The 24,179-nt window shown below is 43.1% G+C and carries 21 protein-coding genes and 1 riboswitch; of the genes, 16 read left to right on the top strand and 5 right to left on the bottom strand.

Annotated elements, in window-relative coordinates; all coding sequences use genetic code 11:
- Positions 1–81: 81 nt before the first annotated feature.
- From mnmE to AB840_RS01200, 16 genes are all read left to right on the top strand, one after another.
- Positions 82–1,461 carry a tRNA uridine-5-carboxymethylaminomethyl(34) synthesis GTPase MnmE gene (gene mnmE, locus AB840_RS01280; RefSeq protein WP_048513005.1) on the top strand — a complete coding sequence of 460 codons (1,380 nt, stop codon included), beginning with the start codon at positions 82–84 and terminating at the stop codon, positions 1,459–1,461.
- Between the two features lie 15 nt (positions 1,462–1,476).
- Entirely contained in the window at positions 1,477–3,366 is a 1,890-nt protein-coding gene (gene mnmG, locus AB840_RS01275) for a tRNA uridine-5-carboxymethylaminomethyl(34) synthesis enzyme MnmG (protein ID WP_048513004.1), read from the top strand.
- A complete protein-coding gene (gene rsmG, locus AB840_RS01270; protein WP_048513003.1) occupies positions 3,353–4,066 on the top strand; it encodes a 16S rRNA (guanine(527)-N(7))-methyltransferase RsmG in 714 nt (237 codons plus the stop codon). The genes mnmG and rsmG overlap by 14 nt, the downstream gene beginning before the upstream one ends.
- A gap of 35 nt (positions 4,067–4,101) precedes the next feature.
- A complete protein-coding gene (locus AB840_RS01265) occupies positions 4,102–5,082 on the top strand; it encodes a D-alanyl-D-alanine carboxypeptidase family protein (RefSeq protein ID WP_078791685.1) in 981 nt (326 codons plus the stop codon).
- A gap of 54 nt (positions 5,083–5,136) precedes the next feature.
- Positions 5,137–5,222: riboswitch (ZMP/ZTP riboswitch) on the top strand.
- Between the two features lie 76 nt (positions 5,223–5,298).
- The gene (locus AB840_RS01260; protein WP_048513002.1) at positions 5,299–6,585 is read left to right on the top strand and encodes an L-lactate MFS transporter; all 1,287 of its coding nucleotides are present in this window, start codon (positions 5,299–5,301) and stop codon (positions 6,583–6,585) included.
- Between the two features lie 377 nt (positions 6,586–6,962).
- Entirely contained in the window at positions 6,963–7,727 is a 765-nt protein-coding gene (locus tag AB840_RS01255; RefSeq protein ID WP_048513001.1) for a DeoR/GlpR family DNA-binding transcription regulator, read from the top strand.
- Positions 7,724–8,635 (top strand): 1-phosphofructokinase, encoded by a 912-nt coding sequence (pfkB, locus tag AB840_RS01250; protein WP_048513000.1) that lies wholly within the window; start codon positions 7,724–7,726, stop codon positions 8,633–8,635. Before AB840_RS01255 ends, pfkB begins: the two co-directional genes overlap by 4 nt.
- A gap of 26 nt (positions 8,636–8,661) precedes the next feature.
- Positions 8,662–10,596, top strand: coding sequence for a PTS fructose transporter subunit IIABC (locus tag AB840_RS01245; protein WP_048512999.1), 1,935 nt, complete (start codon positions 8,662–8,664; stop codon positions 10,594–10,596).
- 46 nt (positions 10,597–10,642) lie between these two features.
- Positions 10,643–10,900 carry an HPr family phosphocarrier protein gene (locus tag AB840_RS01240; RefSeq protein ID WP_048512998.1) on the top strand — a complete coding sequence of 86 codons (258 nt, stop codon included), beginning with the start codon at positions 10,643–10,645 and terminating at the stop codon, positions 10,898–10,900.
- A gap of 21 nt (positions 10,901–10,921) precedes the next feature.
- Complete coding sequence (gene ptsP / locus AB840_RS01235; protein ID WP_048512997.1) at positions 10,922–12,556, top strand: phosphoenolpyruvate--protein phosphotransferase; 1,635 nt, start codon at positions 10,922–10,924, stop codon at positions 12,554–12,556.
- Between the two features lie 196 nt (positions 12,557–12,752).
- Positions 12,753–13,568 carry a basic amino acid ABC transporter substrate-binding protein gene (locus AB840_RS01230; RefSeq protein WP_048512996.1) on the top strand — a complete coding sequence of 272 codons (816 nt, stop codon included), beginning with the start codon at positions 12,753–12,755 and terminating at the stop codon, positions 13,566–13,568.
- Positions 13,569–14,755: 1,187 nt separating this feature from the next.
- Entirely contained in the window at positions 14,756–15,697 is a 942-nt protein-coding gene (locus AB840_RS01220; RefSeq protein WP_078791686.1) for a bile acid:sodium symporter family protein, read from the top strand.
- 40 nt (positions 15,698–15,737) lie between these two features.
- Positions 15,738–16,595, top strand: coding sequence for a pantoate--beta-alanine ligase (gene panC, locus AB840_RS01215; RefSeq protein ID WP_048512994.1), 858 nt, complete (start codon positions 15,738–15,740; stop codon positions 16,593–16,595).
- On the top strand, positions 16,592–16,975 hold the full coding sequence (gene panD / locus AB840_RS01210; protein ID WP_048512993.1) for an aspartate 1-decarboxylase: 384 nt from the start codon (positions 16,592–16,594) through the stop codon (positions 16,973–16,975). Before panC ends, panD begins: the two co-directional genes overlap by 4 nt.
- Before the next feature lie 329 nt (positions 16,976–17,304).
- Positions 17,305–18,012, top strand: a complete 708-nt coding sequence (locus AB840_RS01205; protein WP_048512992.1) for a response regulator transcription factor — start codon at positions 17,305–17,307, stop codon at positions 18,010–18,012.
- Positions 17,999–19,123: a sensor histidine kinase gene (locus tag AB840_RS01200; RefSeq protein ID WP_048512991.1), complete on the top strand. Its 1,125-nt coding sequence runs from the start codon at positions 17,999–18,001 to the stop codon at positions 19,121–19,123. The genes AB840_RS01205 and AB840_RS01200 overlap by 14 nt, the downstream gene beginning before the upstream one ends.
- Positions 19,124–19,197: 74 nt before the next feature.
- On the opposite strand, the gene AB840_RS01195 is transcribed toward AB840_RS01200, so the two are convergent.
- From AB840_RS01195 to AB840_RS01175, 5 genes are all read right to left on the bottom strand, one after another.
- Positions 19,198–21,771 carry a heavy metal translocating P-type ATPase gene (locus tag AB840_RS01195; protein ID WP_048512990.1) on the bottom strand — a complete coding sequence of 858 codons (2,574 nt, stop codon included), beginning with the start codon at positions 21,769–21,771 and terminating at the stop codon, positions 19,198–19,200.
- Positions 21,772–21,783: 12 nt separating this feature from the next.
- Positions 21,784–22,107, bottom strand: a complete 324-nt coding sequence (locus AB840_RS01190) for a metal-sensing transcriptional repressor (RefSeq protein ID WP_048512989.1) — start codon at positions 22,105–22,107, stop codon at positions 21,784–21,786.
- A 299-nt stretch (positions 22,108–22,406) separates the two neighbouring features.
- The gene (locus tag AB840_RS01185) at positions 22,407–22,838 is read right to left on the bottom strand and encodes an OmpH/Skp family outer membrane protein (RefSeq protein WP_048512988.1); all 432 of its coding nucleotides are present in this window, start codon (positions 22,836–22,838) and stop codon (positions 22,407–22,409) included.
- Positions 22,839–22,985: 147 nt separating this feature from the next.
- The gene (locus AB840_RS01180; RefSeq protein WP_048512987.1) at positions 22,986–23,399 is read right to left on the bottom strand and encodes a GerW family sporulation protein; all 414 of its coding nucleotides are present in this window, start codon (positions 23,397–23,399) and stop codon (positions 22,986–22,988) included.
- On the bottom strand, positions 23,392–24,120 hold the full coding sequence (locus AB840_RS01175; protein WP_143742710.1) for a hypothetical protein: 729 nt from the start codon (positions 24,118–24,120) through the stop codon (positions 23,392–23,394). Before AB840_RS01175 ends, AB840_RS01180 begins: the two co-directional genes overlap by 8 nt.
- Between the last annotated feature and the right edge of the window lie 59 nt (positions 24,121–24,179).

The following is a 24,179-nucleotide window of genomic DNA, read 5'->3' as shown; positions in this document are numbered from 1 at the left end:
ATTCGGCAAAGGAGTATGGGCCAATCATAACATATAAAACCGGTGCTGCGGCACCGGTTTTTTTGAAAGGAGAATCTGAGTGTGTATGATACGTTAGATACAATTGCTGCGATTGCAACGCCTTTGGGAGAAAGCGGTATTGGTGTTATTCGAATCAGCGGCAAAAATGCATATGAAGTTGGAGATAAAATATTTAGCAGTAAAAGTACTGTTCCTTTAGCCAAACGACGGGATCGTTCTATTCAATATGGCATTATTTCTGATGAAGCTGGTCACCCTGTTGATGAAGTTCTTTTGCTTATTATGAAGGGACCGCATTCATATACGGCAGAAGATGTTTTGGAAATACAATGCCATGGCGGCAGGCAATCACTGGAAGAAATAATGCGCCTCGTCCTGCGGAGTGGTGCACGTCTGGCCTATCCCGGAGAGTTTACGCAACGCGCTTTTGTCAATGGGCGTATTGATTTAGCACAGGCAGAAGCTGTCATGGATGTGATTCAGGCTAAAAGTTCGCAAGGGCTTACCAGTGCCGTTAATCAATTAGAAGGACGATTATCCCGCGTTGTCTCGACGATGCGAAAAAGTCTGACTGATTTTATGACCCGGCTGGAAGTGATGATTGATTACCCCGAAGAAGATCTGGAGGATATCACTATACCGGATATTGCCGGCTCTATTCGAAATATAGAAGGACAATTGGAGAATATGCTGCATGCTTCTAAGAGCGGGAAAATCATACGGGACGGAATCATGACGGCAATTGCCGGTACTCCTAATGCCGGCAAATCAAGTCTGCTTAATCGGCTTTTGGAAGAGGACAGAGCTATTGTGACTGAGGTTCCCGGTACAACACGGGATATCATTGAAGAATGGATTACCATTCAGGGTGTTCCTGTATGTCTTGTCGATACAGCAGGTATTCGGGATACTGATGATACGGTTGAAAAAATAGGTGTCAGCCGTGCCAGAAAATATATGGATAAGGCAGATATCGTTCTTATCGTTATTGATCAATCTAGACCGCTTTCAATGGAAGATCAGAATATTTTGCGGACAGCGGGGGGAAAGCATGCGATAATTGTTTTGAATAAAAGTGATTTACCCTGTAAGGTACTAAAAACGGATCTTGCATCATATGGATATGATATATTATCCGTTTCAGCCGCTGCTGGGAAGGGAATAGAGTCCTTGAAAGAGGCTATTCTTTCTGTGGTACTCCAAAATGGCATGACCGAAGGGCAGAGTGCTCTTTTGACCAATACGCGGCATATTGACCTTGTGCGGCAAACCAGAAATAATTTGGATCGGGCCCTGCATACCATTGAGATGGGTATGCCTATAGATTGTGCTATTGTCGATATCCGTGCAGCATGGGAAACATTGGGGGAAGTTACCGGTGATACCGTACATGATGATATTGTGGAAGAAATATTCAGCAGATTTTGTTTAGGGAAATAAAAGGGGTTGAATGAGATGTTTGTTGCAGATATATATGATGTTATTGTTATAGGGGCGGGTCATGCCGGCTGTGAGGCGGCTCTGGCTAGTTCCCGCATGGGCGCACGAACGCTGATAGCGACATTGAATTTAGATAATATTGCTCTTATGCCCTGTAATCCAGCAGTTGGTGGTCCCGGTAAAAGCCACCTCGTGAGAGAAATTGATGCCCTGGGCGGTGAAATGGGAATCAATACGGATAAAACATGTCTTCAGATGCGTATGCTCAATACAGGGAAGGGTCCGGCAGTCTATTCTTTGAGAGCTCAATCTGATAAAAAAATGTATCAGATGACAATGACTAAAACGCTGGAAAATCAGGAAAATCTGGATGTCAAGCAGCTTATGATTACAGAATTACTTATCGAAAACGGCTGCATTTGTGGCGTAAAGACGGAACTGGATGAGATATATAAAGCAAAATGTGTTGTTCTTGCTACTGGAACGTACTTGAAGGGGAAAATTATTATCGGGGAATGCACGTATTCTGGCGGCCCCATTGGACAGCGTTCAGCAGAAGTACTGTCGGACTCTTTAACTGCAGCGGGATTGAAGCTTATGCGTTTTAAAACGGGGACTCCTGCTCGTGTGGATCGTCGTACGCTGCGGACAGAAGAAATGAAAAAGCAGGAGGGAGATATGGCTGGACATGCATTTTCCTTCCTGTCTGAACGGCAAAACCGCAATAAAGAATGTTGCTGGCTTACGTTTACTAATGAAAAAACCCATCAGATTATCCGGGATAATTTGGATCGGGCACCTATGTGTAATGGTATTATTCATGGTATCGGACCGAGGTATTGTCCGTCTATTGAGTCTAAAATAGTTCGTTTTGCCGATAAAAAACGGCATCAGCTGTTTGTAGAACCAGAAGGAGAAATGACGGAAGAAATGTATGTACAGGGGATGAGCACTAGTATGCCCACTGATGTACAGTATGCTTTTTTGCGGACGATACCCGGCTTGGAGGACGTAAAAATTATGCGTCCTGGCTATGCCATTGAATATGATTGCCTCGATCCGACACAACTGATGCCGTCTTTGGAAACAAAAAAGATCAGCGGTCTTTTTTCTGCCGGGCAGGCTAATGGCACCAGTGGTTATGAAGAAGCGGCGGCTCAGGGGCTCATGGCAGGTATTAATGCGGTTCTAAAGCTTCGTGGCCAAGAACCATTTATTCTCACTCGAGCTGAAGCCTATATTGGTGTCCTTATTGATGATTTAGTTACTAAGGGAACCAAGGAGCCATATCGTATTATGACCAGTCGTTCGGAGTACCGTCTTATTCTCCGACAGGATAACGCTGATCTGCGTCTGACTCAAAAAGGATATGATCTGGGACTTGTTACACCGGAACGGTACACTGTTTTTATAACGCGAAGAAAGGCTATTGAGGCTGCGGTGGAGGCTTTGAAGAAGATTGTCATTACCCCGACACAGGCCAATCAGGATAAGTTGGCAGCTATTGGTACGGCACCTGTTCGTACTGCTTTGACGGCCTATGATCTGCTGCGCCGGAATGAAGTAACATATAATCTGCTGCGTTCTGTTTTTTTATTGGATTCTCTGGCTGCGGATGTGTGTGAAGAAATAGAAATTATGGCAAAATATGAAGGGTATATCAACCGGCAGCTGGAGCAGGTTGAAAAGATGGAACGGTTGGAGCAAAGGCTTATGCCTATAGATATTATATATGCGGATATTGGTACGCTATCTGGTGAAGCCCGGCAAAAGCTGGATGAAATCCGACCTCGATCCTTGGGACAGGCAAGCCGTATTTCCGGTGTTTCACCGGCAGATATTACGGCGCTGCTCATTGTTTTGGAACAACGGAAACGGGAGGGAAAGAAGGATGTTTCAATTTGATCTCATCAAGGCAATGGAATCAGTCGGGGTGGTTCTGACAAGCACGCAGATCCAGCAATTCTGCCGCTTTGAAGAACTGCTCATCGAAACCAATAAGGTCATGAATCTGACCGCGATCACAAATCCTTCAGAAATTGCTGTCAAGCATATGGCAGATAGTCTGTCCTGCTATAAGGATACACGGTTTCCTCCCGGAGCAGCCCTCTTGGATTTGGGAACCGGTGCCGGATTTCCGGGGATTCCGCTGGCGATTCTTCGGCCTGATTTGAAGATTACTTTTTTTGACTCGCTGCAGAAGCGTTTAAAATTTATTCAGTTGGTTTCGCAGGAAATCGGTCTTGCCGACATACATTTTCTGCATGGGCGGGCGGAAGAGTTGGCGCACCAGGCGGCTTATCGGGAACGCTTTATGATTGTTACCAGCAGGGCAGTGGCCCGATTGAACGTGTTAACAGAATGGGCCCTTCCTTATTTAAGTCTCGGCGGGACTTTTATTTCTCTGAAAGGAGCTAAATACGAGGAGGAATTGACGGAGGCAGCGACGGCAATCCGTATTTTAGGAGGAAGTGTCGAAGAGGTTTGTCCTGTGTGCCTGCCGGGGATTTCTGATAAAAGAGCCGTTATATATATTAAAAAACGTAAAACTACGCCGGGAAAATATCCCCGTAAACCTGGTTTGGCTATGAAGAAGCCGCTGTGAATTTATTATTTTAACAGAAAGAAAGTGTAGTTGTAATGATATCGTTATACTTAAAAAAAACAATTTTTATGATGATGTGTTTTGCCCTGCCTGTTGGATTTGTTCTGGCAGAAACGCCGCAGCAGCCTCAAATAGGTGCCCAAGCCGCATATGTAATGGATGCTGATACAGGTGATGAACTATATGCCAAAAATCCGGATCAGCGTATGTATCCCGGTAGTACGACTAAAATTATGACCTGTATTCTGGGTATTGAATTAGGAAAAGAAAAAATGGACCAGCCGATCCGGATTACACAAGATTCTCAAAATATAGAAAGTGATGCTTCGGTTTTGGGAATTTATCCGGGTGATAAGGTGACATTGAGGAATGCGATGACTGGGATGATGGTTGTTTCAGGCTGTGATGCAGCTATTGATGTAGCGGAAACAGTAACGCCGACACAGGCGGATTTTGTCAGCCAAATGAATGAAAAAGCTGCCGCGCTCGGGGCAGATCACACGCATTTTGTCAACCCACATGGATTGCCGGATGCGGATCATTATACGACAGCTCGGGATTTAGCCAAAATTGCTGCATATGGAATGTCACTGCCGGAATTTCGCAGCATGGTGAAGAAAAGTGAATACGATATGCCGTATATGGATGGCGGTACTAAACATTGCACCTCTACAAACTATTTTTTGACCAGCGGTTTTCCCGGAGCGGATGGTATTAAAACGGGTACGACTATTGCCGGCGGGCCCTGCCTTGTGGCATCGGCAACGCAAAATGGCCGTACGGTTGTTGCAGTGATTTTAAATTCTGAGAATCGTTTTGATGATGCGCAGTCATTACTGAAGTATGGCTTTGCAGTTCTGCCCCCTGCGGAAAACGTATATATCCTCCGCGATGCGCCGGCAGGCCAGACCTTGACGGAAGCTGCCGAAAAGCAAAAGGAGGGGGCACTTGCTGCGCAGCAGCAGGCACAGAAAATACTGTCTTCCAGTGGCGGTAAGACGAAAAAATCTGCCTGAGTCTTGACAGAATAGTTACTGTTATCTATAATAAAACCACAATAGATAGGTTATAAACGAATGCAGGACTGACGGGATAAAGTGGAACAACCACGTGGACTGCAGGGAATAAAGAAGCGCCGACCGTCTGGGCAAGAGTATGAGAATATTCTTTGGCCAGCCGGTCGGCGTTTTATATGCTGACGGGTTGCCGCATTAAAGGAGTGCGATGTAACGATGAAAAGAAACCGTTGGCTGATTGCCTTAGCTGCGATGGGGATTCATATTTGTATTGGCAGTGTTTATGCCTGGAGCGTACTGACGCGGCCAATTATGGAGGCGATGGGATTTACGCTGAAGGAGACAACATGGACCTTTTCGCTGGCTATTTTGTTTTTAGGTCTTTCGGCAGGAGTTCTGGGAAGCGTAGTTCAAAAAGCGGGGCCGCAAAAATCCGGTTTGATATCGATGTTATTTTTCTGTGCCGGCATGTTTGGCACAGCGGCAGCAATGTACCTGCATAGTCTTCCCCTTTTGTATATTAGCTATGGTGTGATTGGTGGAATTGGACTGGGAATAGGGTACATTACGCCTGTTTCCACGCTGGTCAAATGGTTTCCTGATAACCGCGGCTTTGCAACTGGTCTTGCTATCATGGGATTTGGTTTTGCCAGCATGTTGGCAGGGCCGGCTATGCAGCTTCTGACAGCGTATTTTGGGTTAGTGGTAAATTTCCTGATTCTTGGCGGTGTATATATGGTCATTATGACGGCTTCGTCTATGTATCTGGCTCCGCCGCAGGTCGTTGAGATGCCGCAGCAGATTGATGCGGCATTAAACACGGACGGGGCACACCTTAGACCGATATACGCTGACGCCATGCCGCAGTTTTCTGTAAAGGACGCGATGAAAACGTGGCAGCTGTATACGATATGGATATTATTTTTTACGAATATTACATGTGGGATTGCATTACTGGCAGTTGCATCTCCGATGGCCCAGGATATTGTTCATATGTCGCCCATGGCGGCAGCTTCCATGGTCGGAATCATCGGTTTTATGAATGGTGCCGGCCGGATTGCATGGGCAACGGTTTCAGATTATATTGGACGATCTAATACATATATTTTATTTTTTCTTATAGAAGCACTGGCTTTTTTCAAGCTGACGGCAGAAACAGAGGCGTTTAGTTTTCAAATTCTGGTACTTCTTATCATTACTTGCTATGGCGGAGGTTTTTCCTGCATGCCCGCATATTTAAGCGATTTGTTTGGTACACGGGAATTGGGTGCCATTCATGGGCGTATTCTTACTGCTTGGGGAGCCGCTGGGGTGGCTGGACCGCTATTGCTGTCGTGGGTCAAAGAAGGAACTAATAGTTATGCTGGTACGCTGCAGTTCTTTTCCGGTTGTTTTGTATTGGCACTGGCAGGGATGATTTTTCTGAAATATAAAACCCGGCATGGTATTACGAACAGCCATAATGCATGGCAACCCGGACAACAACTATTAAAACGGGATTAAGTATATAAAGCACTGCTGCCTGAATCATGGAGGTACCACGCAATTGTTAAATTTTCAGTTTAACGATTGGGGGTGGTATCTTAACGCAGGCAGCGGTGCTTTTTTTTAGAAGAATATCTTTTCAGAGGCATTAGTCCTAAATTTCCCTCATAGTATCTTAACTATATTTTGTCATAGGCTGTATCTGGGTCGCAATTTTTTTATTGGAGTTCGCATATACAGAAAAAAACGTTATTCTATAATTAAGTAATAATGCATTCGCGATATAAATGAACGATTGTGATTGAAATAAGTAATAATGATTGAAAATGATTGAAAATGACTAAAGATAAATGTATAATGCAACATATAAAGACGCTGCGGAGGGAAGTGAAATAATGTTAACAGAGGAACGACACAGCGAAATTTTACGCATTGTTAATTTGAGCGGCGCCGTGTCTGTACAGGATTTGGTCAATTACCTTGATATTTCCGAATCAACCGTTCGACGGGATTTACTGGCGCTGGATAGGGCAGGTCAGCTGAAACGCGTTCATGGAGGCGCGACGGCGTTAAAGGATAACAATTCTTATGAAGCTAATATGGAAAATCTGCAGGATAAGTATTCTTTTCATATGATGGAAAAGAGAACTATTGCGCAATTTGCAGCGACCCAAATCAAAAATGATGATTTTGTATATTTGGATTCTGGATCTACAGTAGAACAGATGGCAGATTTTCTGGTTGATTCAGAGGCTATTTTTATTACTAATAGTATTCCCCTGGCGCAAAAATTAGGGCGCAGTCGTGTAAAGGTCCATATTCTTCCTGGCCGTGTCAAGGGGGAAACAGAAGCTATCGTAGGAAGTGAAATGCGTGATATGCTTAGCCGGTATCATTTCACAAAAGGTTTTTTTGGAACAAACGGTATCAGTCTTCTGGAAGGTTGTACTACGCCGGATGATGAAGAAGCCGTATGTAAGAGAGCGGCAGTCCGGCAGTGTTCCGTTTGCTACGTTCTGGCAGACTCAAGCAAATTTGGCTTGGCTTCGTATATTACCTTTGCCAGCCTTTCAGAAGTGAAAATTATTACAGCGGCAAAAACAGAAGGTAATTTTAATTATAAACCGTATCAGAAAATAACGGAGGTGCATCTACTTTGATTTACACAGTTACTTTTAATCCATCTTTAGATTATGTTGTTCACATGGAAACATTTCTTTCTGGTGATATCAATCGAGCTGATAGAGAGATGATTTACCCAGGCGGTAAGGGGATTAATGTTGCTTTGGTTTTGGGAAATCTCCACATTCCAGCTAAAATTCTTGGTTTTACAGCCGGATTTACAGGTAGGGAAATTGAACGGCTTGCGAAAAAAAATGGCGGGGATTGTGATTTTATTACTTTAGAGGAAGGCTATTCCCGTATCAATATGAAAATCAGTGCTGACGAAGAAACGGCAGTCAATGGTATCGGGCCTGATATCTCAGAAGAAAAACTGCAGGCGCTGCTCCGTCAGATAGAACAGATTAAAGACGGTGACGTGCTGGTCTTAGCCGGCAGTATTCCTGCTGATATTCCCAATGATATTTATGAGCAGATACTCAGGCGGATTCAAGGGCGGAACATCAGGACGGTCGTTGATGCGACGGGAGACTTGCTTAAAAATGTGATCAAATACCGGCCGTTTTTGATCAAGCCCAACAACTTTGAATTGGGAGAGCTGTTTAGTGTCGATCTCCACACAGATGAAGAAATTTTGGTTTGTGCCAAACGCCTGCAGTCAATGGGAGCCCGGAATATTCTAGTATCACTGGGAGATGATGGAGCCTTACTTCTAGGAGAAGATGAAAAGATATATCGCATGCAGGCACCGCGGGGAAATCTCGTCAATTCTGTCGGAGCTGGTGATAGTATGGTGGCAGGATTTCTAGCTGGATTTGAAGCCTCTCAGGGGGATTTGCAGGAAGCTCTCAAGATGGGTATTAGTGCCGGCAGTGCTTCCGCATTTCAAGAATGGCTGGCATCCGAGGCAGATATTCAGGAAATTTATAAAAAAATTCCGAAATAATTGTGAAAACGAAGGAGATATCTACTATGCGTATTGCAGACTTGTTGAAAAAGGAAAGTATCGATCTGCAGGCCGCCGTTGCAAATAAAACGGAAGCTATTGATCACCTCGTCGAATTAATGGCCGGCAGCGGCAATCTAAATGATATGGAGGAGTACCGGCGCTGTGTGCTGGCACGAGAAAACGAAGGAAGTACGGGGATCGGTGAAGGGATAGCGATCCCTCATGCTAAAACGGCAGCAGTCGATTCGCCTGGCCTGGCCTCTATGATTGTTCGTAACGGGGTGGAATATGAAAGTCTGGATGAGGAGCCGGCATATCTATTTTTTCTTATTGCGGCCCCTGCCGGTGGTGCTAACGTTCATCTGGAGGTATTAAGCCGTCTGAGCCGTATGCTCATGGATGATGGGTTCCGTGATACGCTTATGAATGCTAAGACAGCCGAAGAGTATTTGCAAATCATTAATGCGGCAGAAGCGGTACAGCTCGAAGAAGAAAAAAAAGAGGAAGCGGCGCAAACGGTACAGGAAGGGTCTATGCAGAATGAAGAAAAGCCTTTTATTATTGGTGTTACGGCTTGCCCGACGGGGATTGCGCATACATATATGGCGGCCGAAGCGCTGGAAAATAAGGGAAAGGCAATGGGTGTTGATATTAAGATTGAAACGAATGGCTCTGGCGGTGTTAAAAATCATTTGACAGCCCATGATATTTCTCAAGCGGCCGGGATTATTATTGCAGCAGATAAGGATGTCCCTACGCAGCGGTTTGCGGGTAAGCCTGTATTATTTACTAAGGTAGCTGCTGGTATCAAAGAACCTGAAAAATTGATTCAAACAATTCTTGAAGGGAAGGCCCCTATTTTTCAAGGACATGCATCTTCTGCAGCGGCGATCAACCTAGATGATGAAGGCAGTACGGAAAGTATCGGACGTCAGATTTACAAGCATCTGATGAACGGTGTCTCGCATATGTTACCCTTTGTTATCGGCGGGGGGATTTTGATTGCATTGGCATTTTTGTTTGACATGCAACATGCGGGCGCGGCTAATTTTGGTTCAGGGACGCCTATGGCCGCATTTTTGAAAATGGTCGGTGGTTTGGCTTTTAGTATGATGATGCCTATTTTAGCCGGATATATTGCCATGAGCATAGGTGAACGTCCGGCGCTTATGCCTGGTATCGTAGGGGGATTTTTAGCAACGACGGGTGGGTCTGGATTTTTTGGTGCTTTATTTGCCGGGTTTATTGCCGGTTATTTGATTGTATTGCTGAAAAAGGTATTTGCAAGACTGCCGCAGGCCTTGGAGGGTACCAAACCGATTTTAATTTACCCTGTACTTGGATTGATTCTTATCGGTCTTATTATGACCTATATTATTAATCCGCCGACGGCTTTGTTTAACGTCTGGCTGGCGGATACGTTAGCTTCAATGACTACATCGAGCCGCATTATTCTTGGCTTTATTCTGGGAGGTATGATGTCTATTGATTTTGGCGGCCCGATCAATAAAGCAGCATATGTATTCGGCACAGCTTCACTGATGAGTGCCTCTGGTACGGCTGTCAGTTCCGGAATTATGGCGTCTGTCATGATAGGCGGGATGGTGCCTCCTATTGCGATTGCTATTTCTATGCTTATTTTTAAACATAAATTTACGAAAAGAGAACGACAATCCACAGTGACCAACTTTATTATGGGATTGTCTTTTATTACGGAAGGAGCCATTCCTTTTGCTGCTTCTGACCCGATCCATGTAATCCCTTCTTGTGCTGTCGGAGCGGCTATTTCAGGGGCGCTTTCCATGTTTTTTAACTGCACGGTTCCGGCACCGCACGGTGGTATTTTTGTGTTTGGCGTCGTTTCCAATTGGCCGATGTATCTTGTTTCTCTGATTGTGGGTGCCATCGTGTCTGCCGTTATTATGGGAGTGATCCGGAAAAACCAGATTCAGGAATAAGGCATTTGATTATTAAGCAGATACCTAGTTGAGAGGAGAACGTATTATGAAAAAATTTGAATTTACAATAACTGATCCACAGGGAATTCATGCCCGTCCGGCAGGCCTCCTTGTCAAAGAAGCTAAAAAATATGAATCTACGATTCAAGTTTTTAAAGGTGCACGTAAGGGGGATCTGAAAAAAATATTTACGGTTATGGCGTTGGGAGTTAAACAAGGGGAAGCGGTTACCGTTCAGGTAGAAGGCGCTGACGAAGAAACGGCAGCAGCAGCCATTGAAGTCTTTCTCAGAGAAAATTTCTGATTTCTGTAAGGAGGGATATGCATGCTGACGTTAAAAGGAAAAAGCGTGTTTGCTGGCATTACCATTGGACCGCTGGCGCTGTTTCACCGTAATACTATATCTACAGCGTCCCATACTGTCGAAAATCCGGAAGTGGAAGTAATTCGTTTTCAAAAAGCACGAGATGAATCAATTGAACAACTAAAAGGGCTGTATGATAAAGCTGTTCAAAAGGTTGGTGAAGAACAGGCGGCGGTATTTGAAGTACATCAGATGATGCTGGAGGATGATGACTATGTTGATTCCGTTGAAGAAAAAATCCGTAACGGCAAGATAAATGCAGAAGCGGCTGTCGATCAAACTGCGCAGGAACTGGCTGATATGTTTCGTCATATGGAGGACGCCTATATGCAGGCTCGGGCCGCTGACGTCCTTGATATTTCCCGCCGGGTGGAACAGCAGCTCTGCGGCGGCGCAGGAATTGATTTCAGTAAATATGATCATGTCATTATTGCTGCTGATGATTTGGCTCCAAGTGAAACGCTGCAGCTTGATACAGATAGAATACTTGGTTTTGTTACTTCTTCTGGAAGTACGAATTCACATACGGCAATACTGGCTAGGACGCTGGGGATTGCTGCTGTCGTCAATACAGGTAATCAATTACATAATGATGTAGATGGCTTGATGGCAATCATAGATGGTCTTACCGGCATGGTGTATATTGATCCGGATGAAGATACGTTGTCGCAAATGCGGATAAAACAGCAGGAAGAAAAGGCATGCAAAGCACGTTTAGAACAAGTGCGGCATGTACCGACCGTTACCAGAGACGGCAGAGTCATCAAGCTTTTTGCCAATATTGGCAACCCGGGAAATCTGCCGCAGGTGTTAGCGAATGATGCTGAAGGGATCGGACTGTTCCGCAGTGAATTTTTGTACTTGGAAAACAGCGATTATCCAACGGAAGAACAACAGTTTGAAGCCTATAAAAAGACGTTGGAGGTATTGGAAGGGAAAACGGCGGTAATTCGCACGCTGGATATCGGTGCAGATAAGCAGGTTGATTATTTTGATCTGGCACCGGAGGTTAATCCCGCGATGGGTATGCGGGCTATTCGGATTTGTCTGACCCGGCCGGATTTGTTTAAAACACAGCTCCGGGCGTTGTGCCGGGCCTCGGCTTTTGGTAAGCTTGCCATTATGTTTCCGATGATTATTTCCGTTGCAGAGGTACGGAAGGCAAAAAAAATTTTGGAAGAAGTTCAAATAGAATTAGATGAAAAAGCCATTGCTTATGACAAGGATATGGAGGTCGGCATTATGGTAGAGACACCGGCATCTGCGGTTATGAGTGACGAACTGGCAAAAGAAGTTGATTTTTTCAGCATTGGGTCTAATGACCTAACGCAGTATACCTTGGCAATTGATCGCCAGCAGACGGCACTAGATGCTTTTTTTGATTCTCATCACCCTGCGGTTCTGCGGCTTATTCAGCAAACAATAGAAAATGGCCATAAGGCCGGAATATGGGTTGGTATATGTGGCGAGTTGGGGGCGGATCTTACGCTGACAGAAACGTTTCTGCGTATGGGGGTTGATGAATTATCCGTTAGTCCGCCGGCGGTTTTGCCGCTGCGCGAAAAAATACGCTCTCTGGATTTAAATAAAGCATAACTATATACTACGGATTGATAATAGGGCGGCAGTGCGGATACTGCAGTCCTATTTTTTTTATTAAGGGTAATGATTTTACAAATAAATGCATCTATATACATATATATTAAATAAAAAATAGACTTTTGAAAAAAAATGAGCTATAATTATACTTAATTTTTATTATATATTCAATTACATATTAGGAGGATTCATTATGAAGTTTGCAAAAAGTATATCATGTATATTGGCCGGCGTATTGACTGTTTTTGTTTTAGCAGGCTGCGGCAGCAGTAAAACTGCCGAGGCAGATCAGAATAAGCCTCTGCGAGTTGCTACTAACGCGACTTTTGTACCTTTTGAATTTAAAGACAATGATCAGTCTTCAGAATACAAAGGATTTGAAATGGATTTAATCCGTGCAATTGCCAAAGAAATGGGCCGTACTATAGAATATAATAATATTCCATTTTCAGGGATTATTCCGATTATTCAGCAGGGGGATATGGATATTGCTGCGGCCGGGATGACGATGACAAAGGACCGGGCTTCAAAGGTTTTATTTTCAGCCCCCTTTTACGAATCAAAGCTGGTGATTCTCACACCAAAAAACAGCGGCATTCAATCTATCAATGATCTGAAAGGCAAAACAATTGCTGTCCAATTGGGGACGACAGGGGCTGATTACGCAGAGGCGAAGGGGATTGCCAATAAACAATTTGACAGTAATGCAGAAGCTATTATGGAACTGCAGGTTGGGGGCTCGCCAGCAGCGATTATTGATAAGCCGGTTGCTGATTATTTTGTATCGCAGGATGGGAAAGGGAAATTTGATGTCATTCCTATTCCAGATACGAAGTCCGAATATTTGGCTTTTGCTATGAATAAAAAAGATACAGAATTGCAAAAGCAGGTCAATGCGGCGATGGCTAAGTTGAAAGAAAATGGTGAATATCAGAAAATATACGAAAAATGGTTCCATTCGGCAGTTCCCATACTTCCGACAACGGCAGAAGATGCATTAAGTAAATAGCATATAGTATGAAAATTCCCTGCAGCGGTATTGTTGACTGCAGGGAATTTTTATGTATGGTATGCCCGTATGGAACGTAATTTGGTGGTGCAAGTTGACTATGCGCGTGACAGCAGGACACAATGCATGATTACTAATGACCCGCTGAGTTCTCCGTTTTGAATGTTTTAGTCGTCTTGTTTGCAGACTGGCGGGATGATAGGTGTCGTATCGATGATGCGGACGATAAGTAAGGTGATAACACAAATGAGCCATTCAAAATAAATGACATGAGGAAGAAAACGAATGGCTGGAATCAGCTGCCAGGCAAACAAACCAAGGATACCGACCAAGGTAGTCCAAAAGGCTGTGTTTTTTCGGCATATAGAAGAGAAAAACAATGTACATAATGAGTGCTGCATAAACCCATACAGTGCATTACTACAATATTCCGTAGTATAAATGTATAAGTATAGTGTAAGATAGCTCAAAATCTTTGCACACAGGTGATATAACATGTATAAAACCCCTTCTAAACAACGTTCCTTCGAATATTTTAACCAACCCTTGGGAATCCGCACAACCGCTGGATTAAAACAGCGGAATTCATCCCATAGGATCTGGTAGAAAAGAAATATAAAAAACTGTTCAAAGAATCCAAGGGTCATGTAGCGAAGTCTGCCCAAATGGCATTAGGCGCGTTGCTCATTCAAATTGAATAAGGGTATTCGGATGCAGAAATCGTCGAACCAATTAAGAAAAATCCCTATCTACAATACTTCTGCGGTTTGCGGGGCTATGAATAAATGGATAAATAATCATTTCGAAGTCCTTTAATGAGTAATATTTTAATCACCTCAGAAAAAAAATTTATGAGTAGAAAAATATATCAAAGAAAATAAAAGTTCCTTGCTTATTATGCATAAATGTGATAAGATACGGGCTAGGCAAAAGATGACATCACATTTGTGAGTTATACTTTTTTCGGATTGTTTTATATACGATGGAACATCATCTGCTTGGATCCCGACAGACCGAGACAGACACAGATACTCCTCATAGCGTTGCAGGTTACTATAGTTTTTTTGATCGTGAAATAAAGTGACCGCTGTGCTTTTTGATGTTTGTACTGCTGTGCGTACGCCTTTCGGTTTTCCGGAAGGCGTTTTTGTTTTCTTTTGCCCAATAGTATATAGGGAGGTTTTATTTTGAAAAAGTGTTGTACTTTTTTGGTACATAACATGGCCCTGTTTGTCATTTTGATTGGCGCAATAGGAGCGGTACGACCCCAAATGCTGATCTGGATTGGGCCATATGTACCTTGGCTGCTGGGGCTTGTGATGTTTGGTATGGGCATGACGTTGACGCTGCGGGATTTTCAATCGATACTGAAGCACCCCTGGGAAGTTTTGCTGGGGGTAATTGCGCAGTTTTTTATTATGCCGATGGTAGCATGGCTGTTGGTGTGGCTGTTTGCACTGCCGCCGGAGCTGGCAATTGGAGTTATTTTGGTGGGAACCTGTCCGGGGGGAACGGCATCCAATGTAATTTCATATTTAGCTAAGGGAGATGTTGCTTTATCTGTTGCCATGACGATGACAACGACGTTGCTGGCGCCGTTGGCTACACCGGCTTTGACGTGGGTATTGGCAGATGCATGGATTGATGTATCTTTTTCAGGGATGGCTGTTTCTATTGCAGAAATGGTGCTGCTGCCCGTGGTTCTGGGACTTGCAGCACATCATTTTTTCCGGCGGACTGTTGAACGGATGTTGCCGCTCATGCCGGTAGTGTCTGTGGTTACCATTATTTTTCTTGTCGGCGGAGTTGTAGCAATGGGAGCATCTCAATTGATTGAAGTGGGCTTGCTGATGGCAGCTCTCGTTGTTCTGCATAATTTATTTGGGTTAGCTTTAGGATATGGTATGGCGCGAATATTTCATTTGAATTCAAAAAAATCCCGCACAGTGGCGATTGAAGTAGGCATGCAGAATTCAGGAATGGCGGCGTCGTTGGCGGTTATGTATTTTAATCCGGCGGCAGCGATACCGGGCGCTATTTTCAGCGTTTGGCAGAATATTTCAGGATCTCTTCTTGCTAATTATTATGATAAAAAAGAAGAAAAATTAAAGGTAGCAGCAGTTCGCTGAGAAAATTGCGTATTCTATTTATAAAGGAGTATCATGTATAATGAAGTGTTTTTCTGTTGTGAAGGATATGCAGAATTTTGCGGAATTTATGAAAAAAAAGAATTGTGTTATTGGCTTGGTACCGACGATGGGGGCACTTCATGAAGGCCATTTGGCGTTGATGCGAACGGCAAAGGCGGCATGTGATATTGTGATTGCTTCTGTATTTGTCAATCCAACTCAATTCGGACCTAATGAGGATTATGATGCGTATCCACGCCGTTTTGAAGAAGATTGTAAAAAATTGGAAAGCGTTGGCGTTGATGCTGTTTTTCATCCGGAACCGGCAGAGATGTATCCTAATGGATATTGCACATATGTCCAGGTTGAGGGAGATATTACGCACTGTCTTTGCGGTGCGCAGCGGCCCGTCCATTTTCGAGGCGTAGCCACGGTTGTTACAAAACTTATACATATTACCTTGGCAGATGAAGCGTTCTTTGGGCAAAAGGATGCGCAGCAGGTTGTTATTATTCGCCGGTTTGTTCAAGATTTGAATATACCTGTGCATATCAATATGGTTCCCATCGTTCGGGAAAAGAGCGGTCTGGCTCGCAGTTCCCGCAATGCGTATCTATCACCTTCTGAAAAAAAGACAGCATTGATTTTATCTCAAAGTTTGAAGAAAGCACAGTTGGCGTATGCACTGGGAGAACGAGATGTTGAAATATTGAAAAAAACAGTAATTGACTCACTCCATACAGAAAAAATGGCTGTTATTGATTACGTGGAGTTGTTTTCTTTTCCTGCATTGGCACCTATTCACACTGTGCGGGAAACAAGTTTGCTGGCAATTGCTGTCAAAATTGGAGAAACAAGATTAATTGATAATGTGATTTTAGGAGAGGGTATAAAATGATTTTAAATTTACTAAAATCAAAGATTCATTGTGCTACCGTTACGGAGGCAAATTTGCAATATATGGGAAGTATTACGATTGATGAGTGGCTGATGGAAAAAGCACACATGGTAGCAAATGAACGGGTACAGATTGTAAATAATAATAATGGTGCCCGATTAGAAACATACGTGATTCCGGGAGTCAGAGGTTCAGGAGTTATTTGCCTGAATGGGGCAGCAGCACGTTGGGTACAGCCTGGAGATACGGTTATTATTATGGCTTATGTATTTATGGATGAAAAGGAAGCGGCGGCGTATCGTCCTATTGTTGTCATGGTAGACGGCAGCAATACAGTTTGTGAAATACGTACAGGGGAATATCAGAATCAAATTTTATAGCAATCCAGCCAAGCAATATGTTTCACGTGAAACATATTGCTTGGCTGTTCTTGATAGAAGATAGTTTGATGATCTTCATCATTTCTTCACAATTTACTCATTATTTCTTTATATATTTTTCTTATACTGACAGTATCAGCAGAGACTGGTAGAAAACTATATTACAAACAAGCAGTTACATAAAAAAACGACCTGGCGCCAGGTCTTTCATATAAATAGTACTATTACGTACAAGCGGGGCAGCATAACTGTTTCCGCTTTTTGTATATTGGTGTACAATACATATAGTTATATAATTTGATAACAAGCTAATTCGGGAGGTGTTTGGCATGATTCCCTATTCTATCCTTATTGTTGATGATGATGATAAGCTCAATTCTCTTCTCCGTTCATATTTTGAGAGAGAAAAATTTATTGTATATACGGCCAGTGATGGCGTGCAGGCTTTGTCAATTCTCCGGCAGCATGAACCGCAGATTATGCTGCTTGATTTGATGATGCCAGCTATGGATGGGTTTGATGTATGCCGGCGGGTACGGCAGTTTAGTGATATTCCTATTGTTTTTCTTACTGCAAAAGATGACGAAACAGACCGTTTGGTCGGATTAAATATTGGTGCTGATGATTATGTGACCAAGCCGTTTAATGCTAATGAATTGATTGCCCGTGTGTATGTATTACTGCGTCGTGCTCGTGGGGAAGTCATACAAAATCTATCTCGGTATACCGTTCGCGATTTGGTAATTGATAAAGAACAGTTTACTGTTTTAAGGAAGGGAAGCCCTGTATTGTTGACACCGACAGAGTTTAATATTTTGGAAGTACTTACAACGTCACCGGATCGTGTATTCAGCCGCATGCAGCTGATGGAACGGGCACAAGGAGGATATGGCTTTGAAGGGTATGAACGTACGATTGATACACATATGAAAAACCTCAGAAAAAAATTAGAGCCGGATCCCACGCATCCGCAGTATATTTTGACAGTATATGGCATAGGGTATAAATTTGCAGGAGGCAGTGATGAGAAAATGTAACAGTATGGTTTTTCGCCTGACTGGTATGGTCTTCATCCTTCTTTTTTTGACGATTGCAGTTCTTTTGTTTTTGGTTAATTTGCAGATGGATAATCATTTTACGCACTATTTGCAAATGAATATGCTGATTGGTATGGAACGCATGGCAAAGGGACCAGCGGAAGAAATTCTTATGTCGTCAGTTCACCGATCTCTTATTTGGGTTGGCTTGATTATGATGTTGATCAGTGTTGGCATTAGTTATGTAGTTGTTGCACAGATTACCCGGCCGTTATTGGAGCTGACAGAAGCAGTTAAGACGATTCGGTCGGGACAGCTTGGGCGGACGGTATCTATTGACAGGCGAGATGAAGTTGGGATTTTAGCACGTACTTTCAACGATATGTCTATCCAGTTAAAACGGAATGATACCATGCGACGCCATTTATTTGCGAATATTGCTCATGAACTGCGTACACCATTGACTATTGTACAGGGGAATTTAGAAGGTTTAGTTGATGATGTAATTCCGGCAGATAAATCCATTTTTTTATCGATGGAGGATGAAGTGCTGCGGCTTAATAGACTTGTTCAAGATCTGCGGGATTTATCTCTTGCAGAAATTAATGAATTGGTTCTTCATAAAAAAGAAAGCAATGTAAACATACTTTTACAGCGTGCTGTCAGTATGCTGCGTCCCTTAACCGATGAAAAAGAACTGATGGTAACAGTGAATCTTGATGATGCAATACCGCTTTTATATATTGATACCGATAGAATCAATCAGGTAATTTATAATATTTTGAATAATGCAATCCGGTATATTGATAGGGGACGTGCTATTTATATAGAAACTCAGTTAATACGAAATATGTCTGTGCCGTCAGTACGGATACTGATTGCTGATACGGGAAATGGGATTGCACCGGAAGATATGCCTCATATTTTTCAATATTTTTATCGTGGAGAAAAATCACGGAGCAGAAAAAGCGGCGGCAGTGGTATTGGGCTGGCATTGGCTAGGCAATTTGTTTTATGCCATGGCGGATCAATCCGGGCAGAAAGCCAAATGGGAAAGGGAACTACATTTTATATTATACTGCCTGTAAATAAGGATACGTCGGTCTCGTAATGTTTCACGTGAAACATAAAAAACACCTGAACGATTGCTGAAAAGCAGCGATTCAGGTGTTTTTTATAATTATATCATTTTACCAGTTCATAACCAGCATCTGCGATAACTTTAGCAAAATCTTTGGCATCAATATCCTTTGTCATGGTGACCTCAGCTTTTTTGTTTTCCAAATCGACGGTTACGTCTGTTACTCCATCCATTTTAGATAATGCATCGTGGACGTGTTTCTGGCAGTGCTGGCACATCATACCTTCAATGTTTAATGTTGTTTTCATTGTAATCTCCTTTTCGTGATGAAATGTTGTATTTGGAGTTTCCCGCAGTGTTTCACGTGAAACGAATCCAACTGAGTGATCAGGTTTGAAAAAACGCAGCCGCAATGCGTTCATAACGACGCATACACTGCTGAGACTCATAGCAGCCGCGCCGATCATGGGGCTTAATTTGATTCCGTAAGCCGGATATAAAATACCGGCAGCTAATGGGATGCCGATGATATTGTAAAAAAAAGCCCAGAATAGATTTTCTTTAATGTTTCGTATAACTGACTTGCTAAGGCGGACTGCACTGACAGCGTCAAGCAGATCATTTCTCATTAAGACCGCATCGGCGCTTTCAATAGCGACATCTGTACCGGCCCCGATCGCCATGCCTAAATTTGCTTTGGCTAGGGCAGGAGCATCATTGATGCCATCACCGATCATGGCGACGGTATGTCCCTGTGCCTGAAGTGCAGCGATATGTTTTTCTTTATCCTGTGGAAGTACTTCGGCAATAACTTTAGGAATATGCAGCCGTTTTCGAAGCGCTTCGGCTGTCCGAGCATTATCGCCTGTCAGCATGACCACATCTATACCCATACGAGTGAAAGCAGAAATAGCCTGAGCGCTGCTTTCTTTTTCAACATCAGCGACAGCAATAATGCCGATAACGGCAGTCGTATCAGCAAAGATAAGCGGAGTCTTCCCTTCGTCAGCCAGTGCATTAAGAAGTGAGGTGTTTTGGGTAAGGTCGATTCCATGATCCTTCATCAATGCAGCATTGCCGGCGTAATACGTTTTTCCGTTGGCGCGTGCCTGAATGCCTCGTCCAAAAATTGCTTGAAAATCAGTTATCGAAACCGGCGTAATAAAGCGCTCTTTACTGCAAGTCATAATGGCCTCAGCAAGAGGATGTTCGCTCCCTTTTTCCATGCCGGCAGCCAGTGCGAGCAGTTCGGCTTCTGTTTTACTGAACGTTTTGATATCTGTGACACGAGGGCGACCTTCCGTGATGGTGCCAGTCTTATCCATGACGACAGTGTCAATGGCATGAGCGGTTTCCAAAGCGTCTCCTGATTTGATAAGAATTCCGTTTTCGGCACCTTTACCCGTGCCGACCATAATCGCGACTGGAGTAGCCAATCCAAGAGCGCAGGGGCAGGAAATAACTAAAATAGCAATGCCAATAGAAAAAGAAAATTCCATGCCGGCACCTAATAGAAAATACCATATTGCAGTAGCAGCGACAGCAATTACAATAACAGCAGGAACAAATATTCCGGCAATAGTATCAGCTGTTTTGGCAATAGGTGCCTTACTGGCGCTGGCTTCATCGACAAGTCGAATAATTTGATTGATTGTGGTGTCAGCACCGACGCGCTGTGCCATAAAGTGAATATAGCCGGTTTTATTGATTGTAGCAGATGTGACCATATCGCCAGTCTGTTTTTCAATAGGAATGCTTTCTCCTGTCAAGGCAGCTTCATCAATACTGGTCGTTCCTTCCGTAATCATTCCGTCGGCAGGAATGCTTTCGCCCGGCCGAACAATAATTTCATCCCCTACAGCCAATTCTTCTACCGGAATAATCGTTTCTATGCCACTGCGTAAGACGGTGGCATGTTTGGGCGCCAGATCCATCAGCTTTTCAATGGCCGCACTGGTTTTTCCTTTTGCTCGTGTTTCTAAGTATTTTCCTACAGTAATCAAGGTGACAATCATACCGGCTGATTCAAAATATAAATTGGAGCTATACGTTTCGACCAGAGTTAAATCTCCATGACCCAAACCCCAGCCAATACGAAAAATAGCGAAAGCCCCAAAAATTGCAGAAGCGGCAGAACCCATGCCAACCAGACTGTCCATATTCGGTGCGCCACGGAACAGATTACGAAAGCCGTTGATATAGTATTTGCGATTTACGTACATAATGGGCAGTATAAGGAGAAATTGGGAAAAAGAAAATGTAATAGCATTTTCAGGTCCGTGAAATACATTACTGAACCAAATAGGAATCGGAAGGCCAAACCACATAAAAAACATATGGTGCATAGCAATGTACATCGTTGGAATAAGAAAAATAACAGACAAAATCAGACGATGCTTCATCGAATAAATTTCTTGATCTGCGGCAGCGGTTTGGCTGTCAGTGCTGTTTTTGAGCACGGATCCTCCGGCCAGTGAGGCCCCATACCCGGCGTCAATGACAGCATTAACGATTTCCGTATCAGTTATTTTAGTTTCATTGTAGTCGACCTGCATGCTGTTGGTCAGAAGATTGACACTGGCCTTAGTTATGCCATCCAGTTTGGAAACTGCCTTTTCAACTCGGCTGGAGCAGGCAGAACAACTCATGCCTGTAATTGCATATTTTTCATGTTTCATAATATCATCCCTTTACTTCATCAATTTTTGCAGTGTACACACTAATTCATCGACGACGGCGTCATTGCCTTGCTGGATATCATGTACAACACAAGATCGGATATGCTGAGCCAGCAGTTCTTTATTAAATGCGTTCAGCGCAGATTGAACGGCACTGACCTGAGTTAAAATATCTACGCAGTACCTGTCTGTTTCCACCATGTTTTTGATGCCGCGAACCTGACCTTCAATACGGTTCAAGCGAGAAATAAGGCATTTATATTCTTTGCTGTTTGTGTCACGGTGTTTCATTTTTATTGCCGCACAGCAGCAACGTTCTGTTGTTTTTTCTTCCATGGAGAGTCACCTCATATCATATTGTTTTATAAATACCCCACTCAGGTATCTGAAGATAGCATATACCTATGTGGGGTATTTGTCAAGGGAAATAATAATAGATTTCATTAAAAGAGGATATTCAGGATAGATATATCTTAAAAACATCGTAAAACTTGTTTTAACGCGTTGGATAGAGTTTCGGGATAAATCATATGCCGACATACAGAAAAGACGCTTAAACGATGTTTTAAGAGGATAAAAAAAAGACGATATCAAAAACTAAATACGTTTTTGATATCGTCTGATACATACATCAATTATTTTTTCAAAGCATTTACAACGTCCTGCGTTTCATCAACTGCATTGTCTGCACCGGCAATGATAGAACCCTGGACTACAATGCAGTCCAAGCCTTTATCCTTACGAACCTGTTCCACCGTCTGTACGACATCTTTTTCCATAGGGACGACCAGTTTATTTTCCAGATCGGTGATCTGCTGATTGAGCTGTTTGGCTAAATCACGTTTTTCCTGATCTGTTTTCAAGCTGGGAGCCTTCTTGCTGAATTCTTCGTCAGCTTTTTTGGTGGCAGCCTGCATTTGTGCACTGACCTTCGGGTAATCCTTATGCGAAGAAATTAATGTGTCAAAATTGACATAGCCGACACCGGCAGCAAATGCTGATGTAGCTGCCGCTATACTGAGCATACCTATAACCGCAAGAGACGCAAACTGTTTTTTTAATTTCATTTTATATTCCTCCTGATGTATGTGTTAATAATCAATCTTATTACTTTTACGTATTATATCAAAATTAAAAGAAAAACACAACTGTTGTAACAATATTGTAACAAAAATGGCAAAGATATTGATGATTGGAGCATCTGATAATTAATATTATTTGTGTGGTGTAGTTGTATTGGCAGAGTCTTCCTCATCGTCTTTAATATAAATATACTTATCTTTTTTCATTTTTTCAATGATTTCAGGTGCCATGGCAATAAGCTTTTCAAAGGAGGAAGCTTGATAACCGTCTTTTTTGATAGAGAACATTTCTACTCGGTCTCCTTTGATGACTAAAATGGCTGAAGGTTCCATCTTGGCGCCGCCGCCACCACCAGCGCTTTGCCGGCCCGTTTCCTCCCTGCCATTTAAACCACCAGAGCCAAAACCGAAGGTTACATCTACAAACGGTACTAATATGGCATCGCCAATATGAACTGCTTCACCGACGACGGTTTCAACTTTAATCATTTCTTTGAAATTTTCAAAAATAGTTTCCAGATTATTTTTGATATATGTATTATCCATGGTCCTCTTCCTTTCTTGTTTTATGCCACTGCAGTAAGATACAACGAACCGGCGAAGATAATAAAAAGGCAGCTGTATAGAAAATCAGCGCGGCAGGATAAATATGGCCGGCTGCATGAAAGGTACAGTCATATCGCTCTTCTATAAAATTAAAATGAAGAGTGCGTATGTTTGCAGGAATAATCGCATAAAGCGCACCTGCCAGTATTCCTGTTTCATGAGGACGGGAAAGCCCCAGCGTACCCTCCAGCGAAAGACGGCGAATTCGTGAATGATAAAGGAGTCTGCCAAGAAAAATGCAAAAGGCCGTAATAAATGTCTGACTGGTAATCAACGGTTTCCACCAAAAAAAGTGAGAATCGCTCTGTTTGGAATGGCGGGGAGCAGCATCTTTAATATCCTTATAGGATAACCCGGTGTCTTCTCTTTCCAGGTCTTTCAGAATATCTTCTGTTTTGAAAGATTGTTCCGGCGCTGTTTTTAGCTGAATGGAGGGTGCCTGCATTTCCCGTTTTTTCCATCCCAAACGAGAACTGCTGTGAGGCTGCTTTCCATACGTATAGGTCCAGTCATAATAAAAAAAACGGCCAAACCAGTGAATTGTGCTGCGGAAAGAACAAGGAGACCCGATATACAGTGTTGTTTCATAGAACAAGGGACTGCAAATCAGGGTAATAATGACCATGAAGATGATTGTAAGGCAAAGAACCAGGACCATCACGGCAGGGACTCCTTTTCAGCAAATTCTACTATATCTGTATTTTAATTTATTTTATGGGG

Source organism: Megasphaera cerevisiae DSM 20462 (assembly GCF_001045675.1).
Lineage (GTDB): Bacteria > Bacillota > Negativicutes > Veillonellales > Megasphaeraceae > Megasphaera > Megasphaera cerevisiae.
The sequence above is the reverse complement of the archived record's forward strand: the minus strand, read 5'-3'. Positions and strand labels throughout refer to the sequence as shown.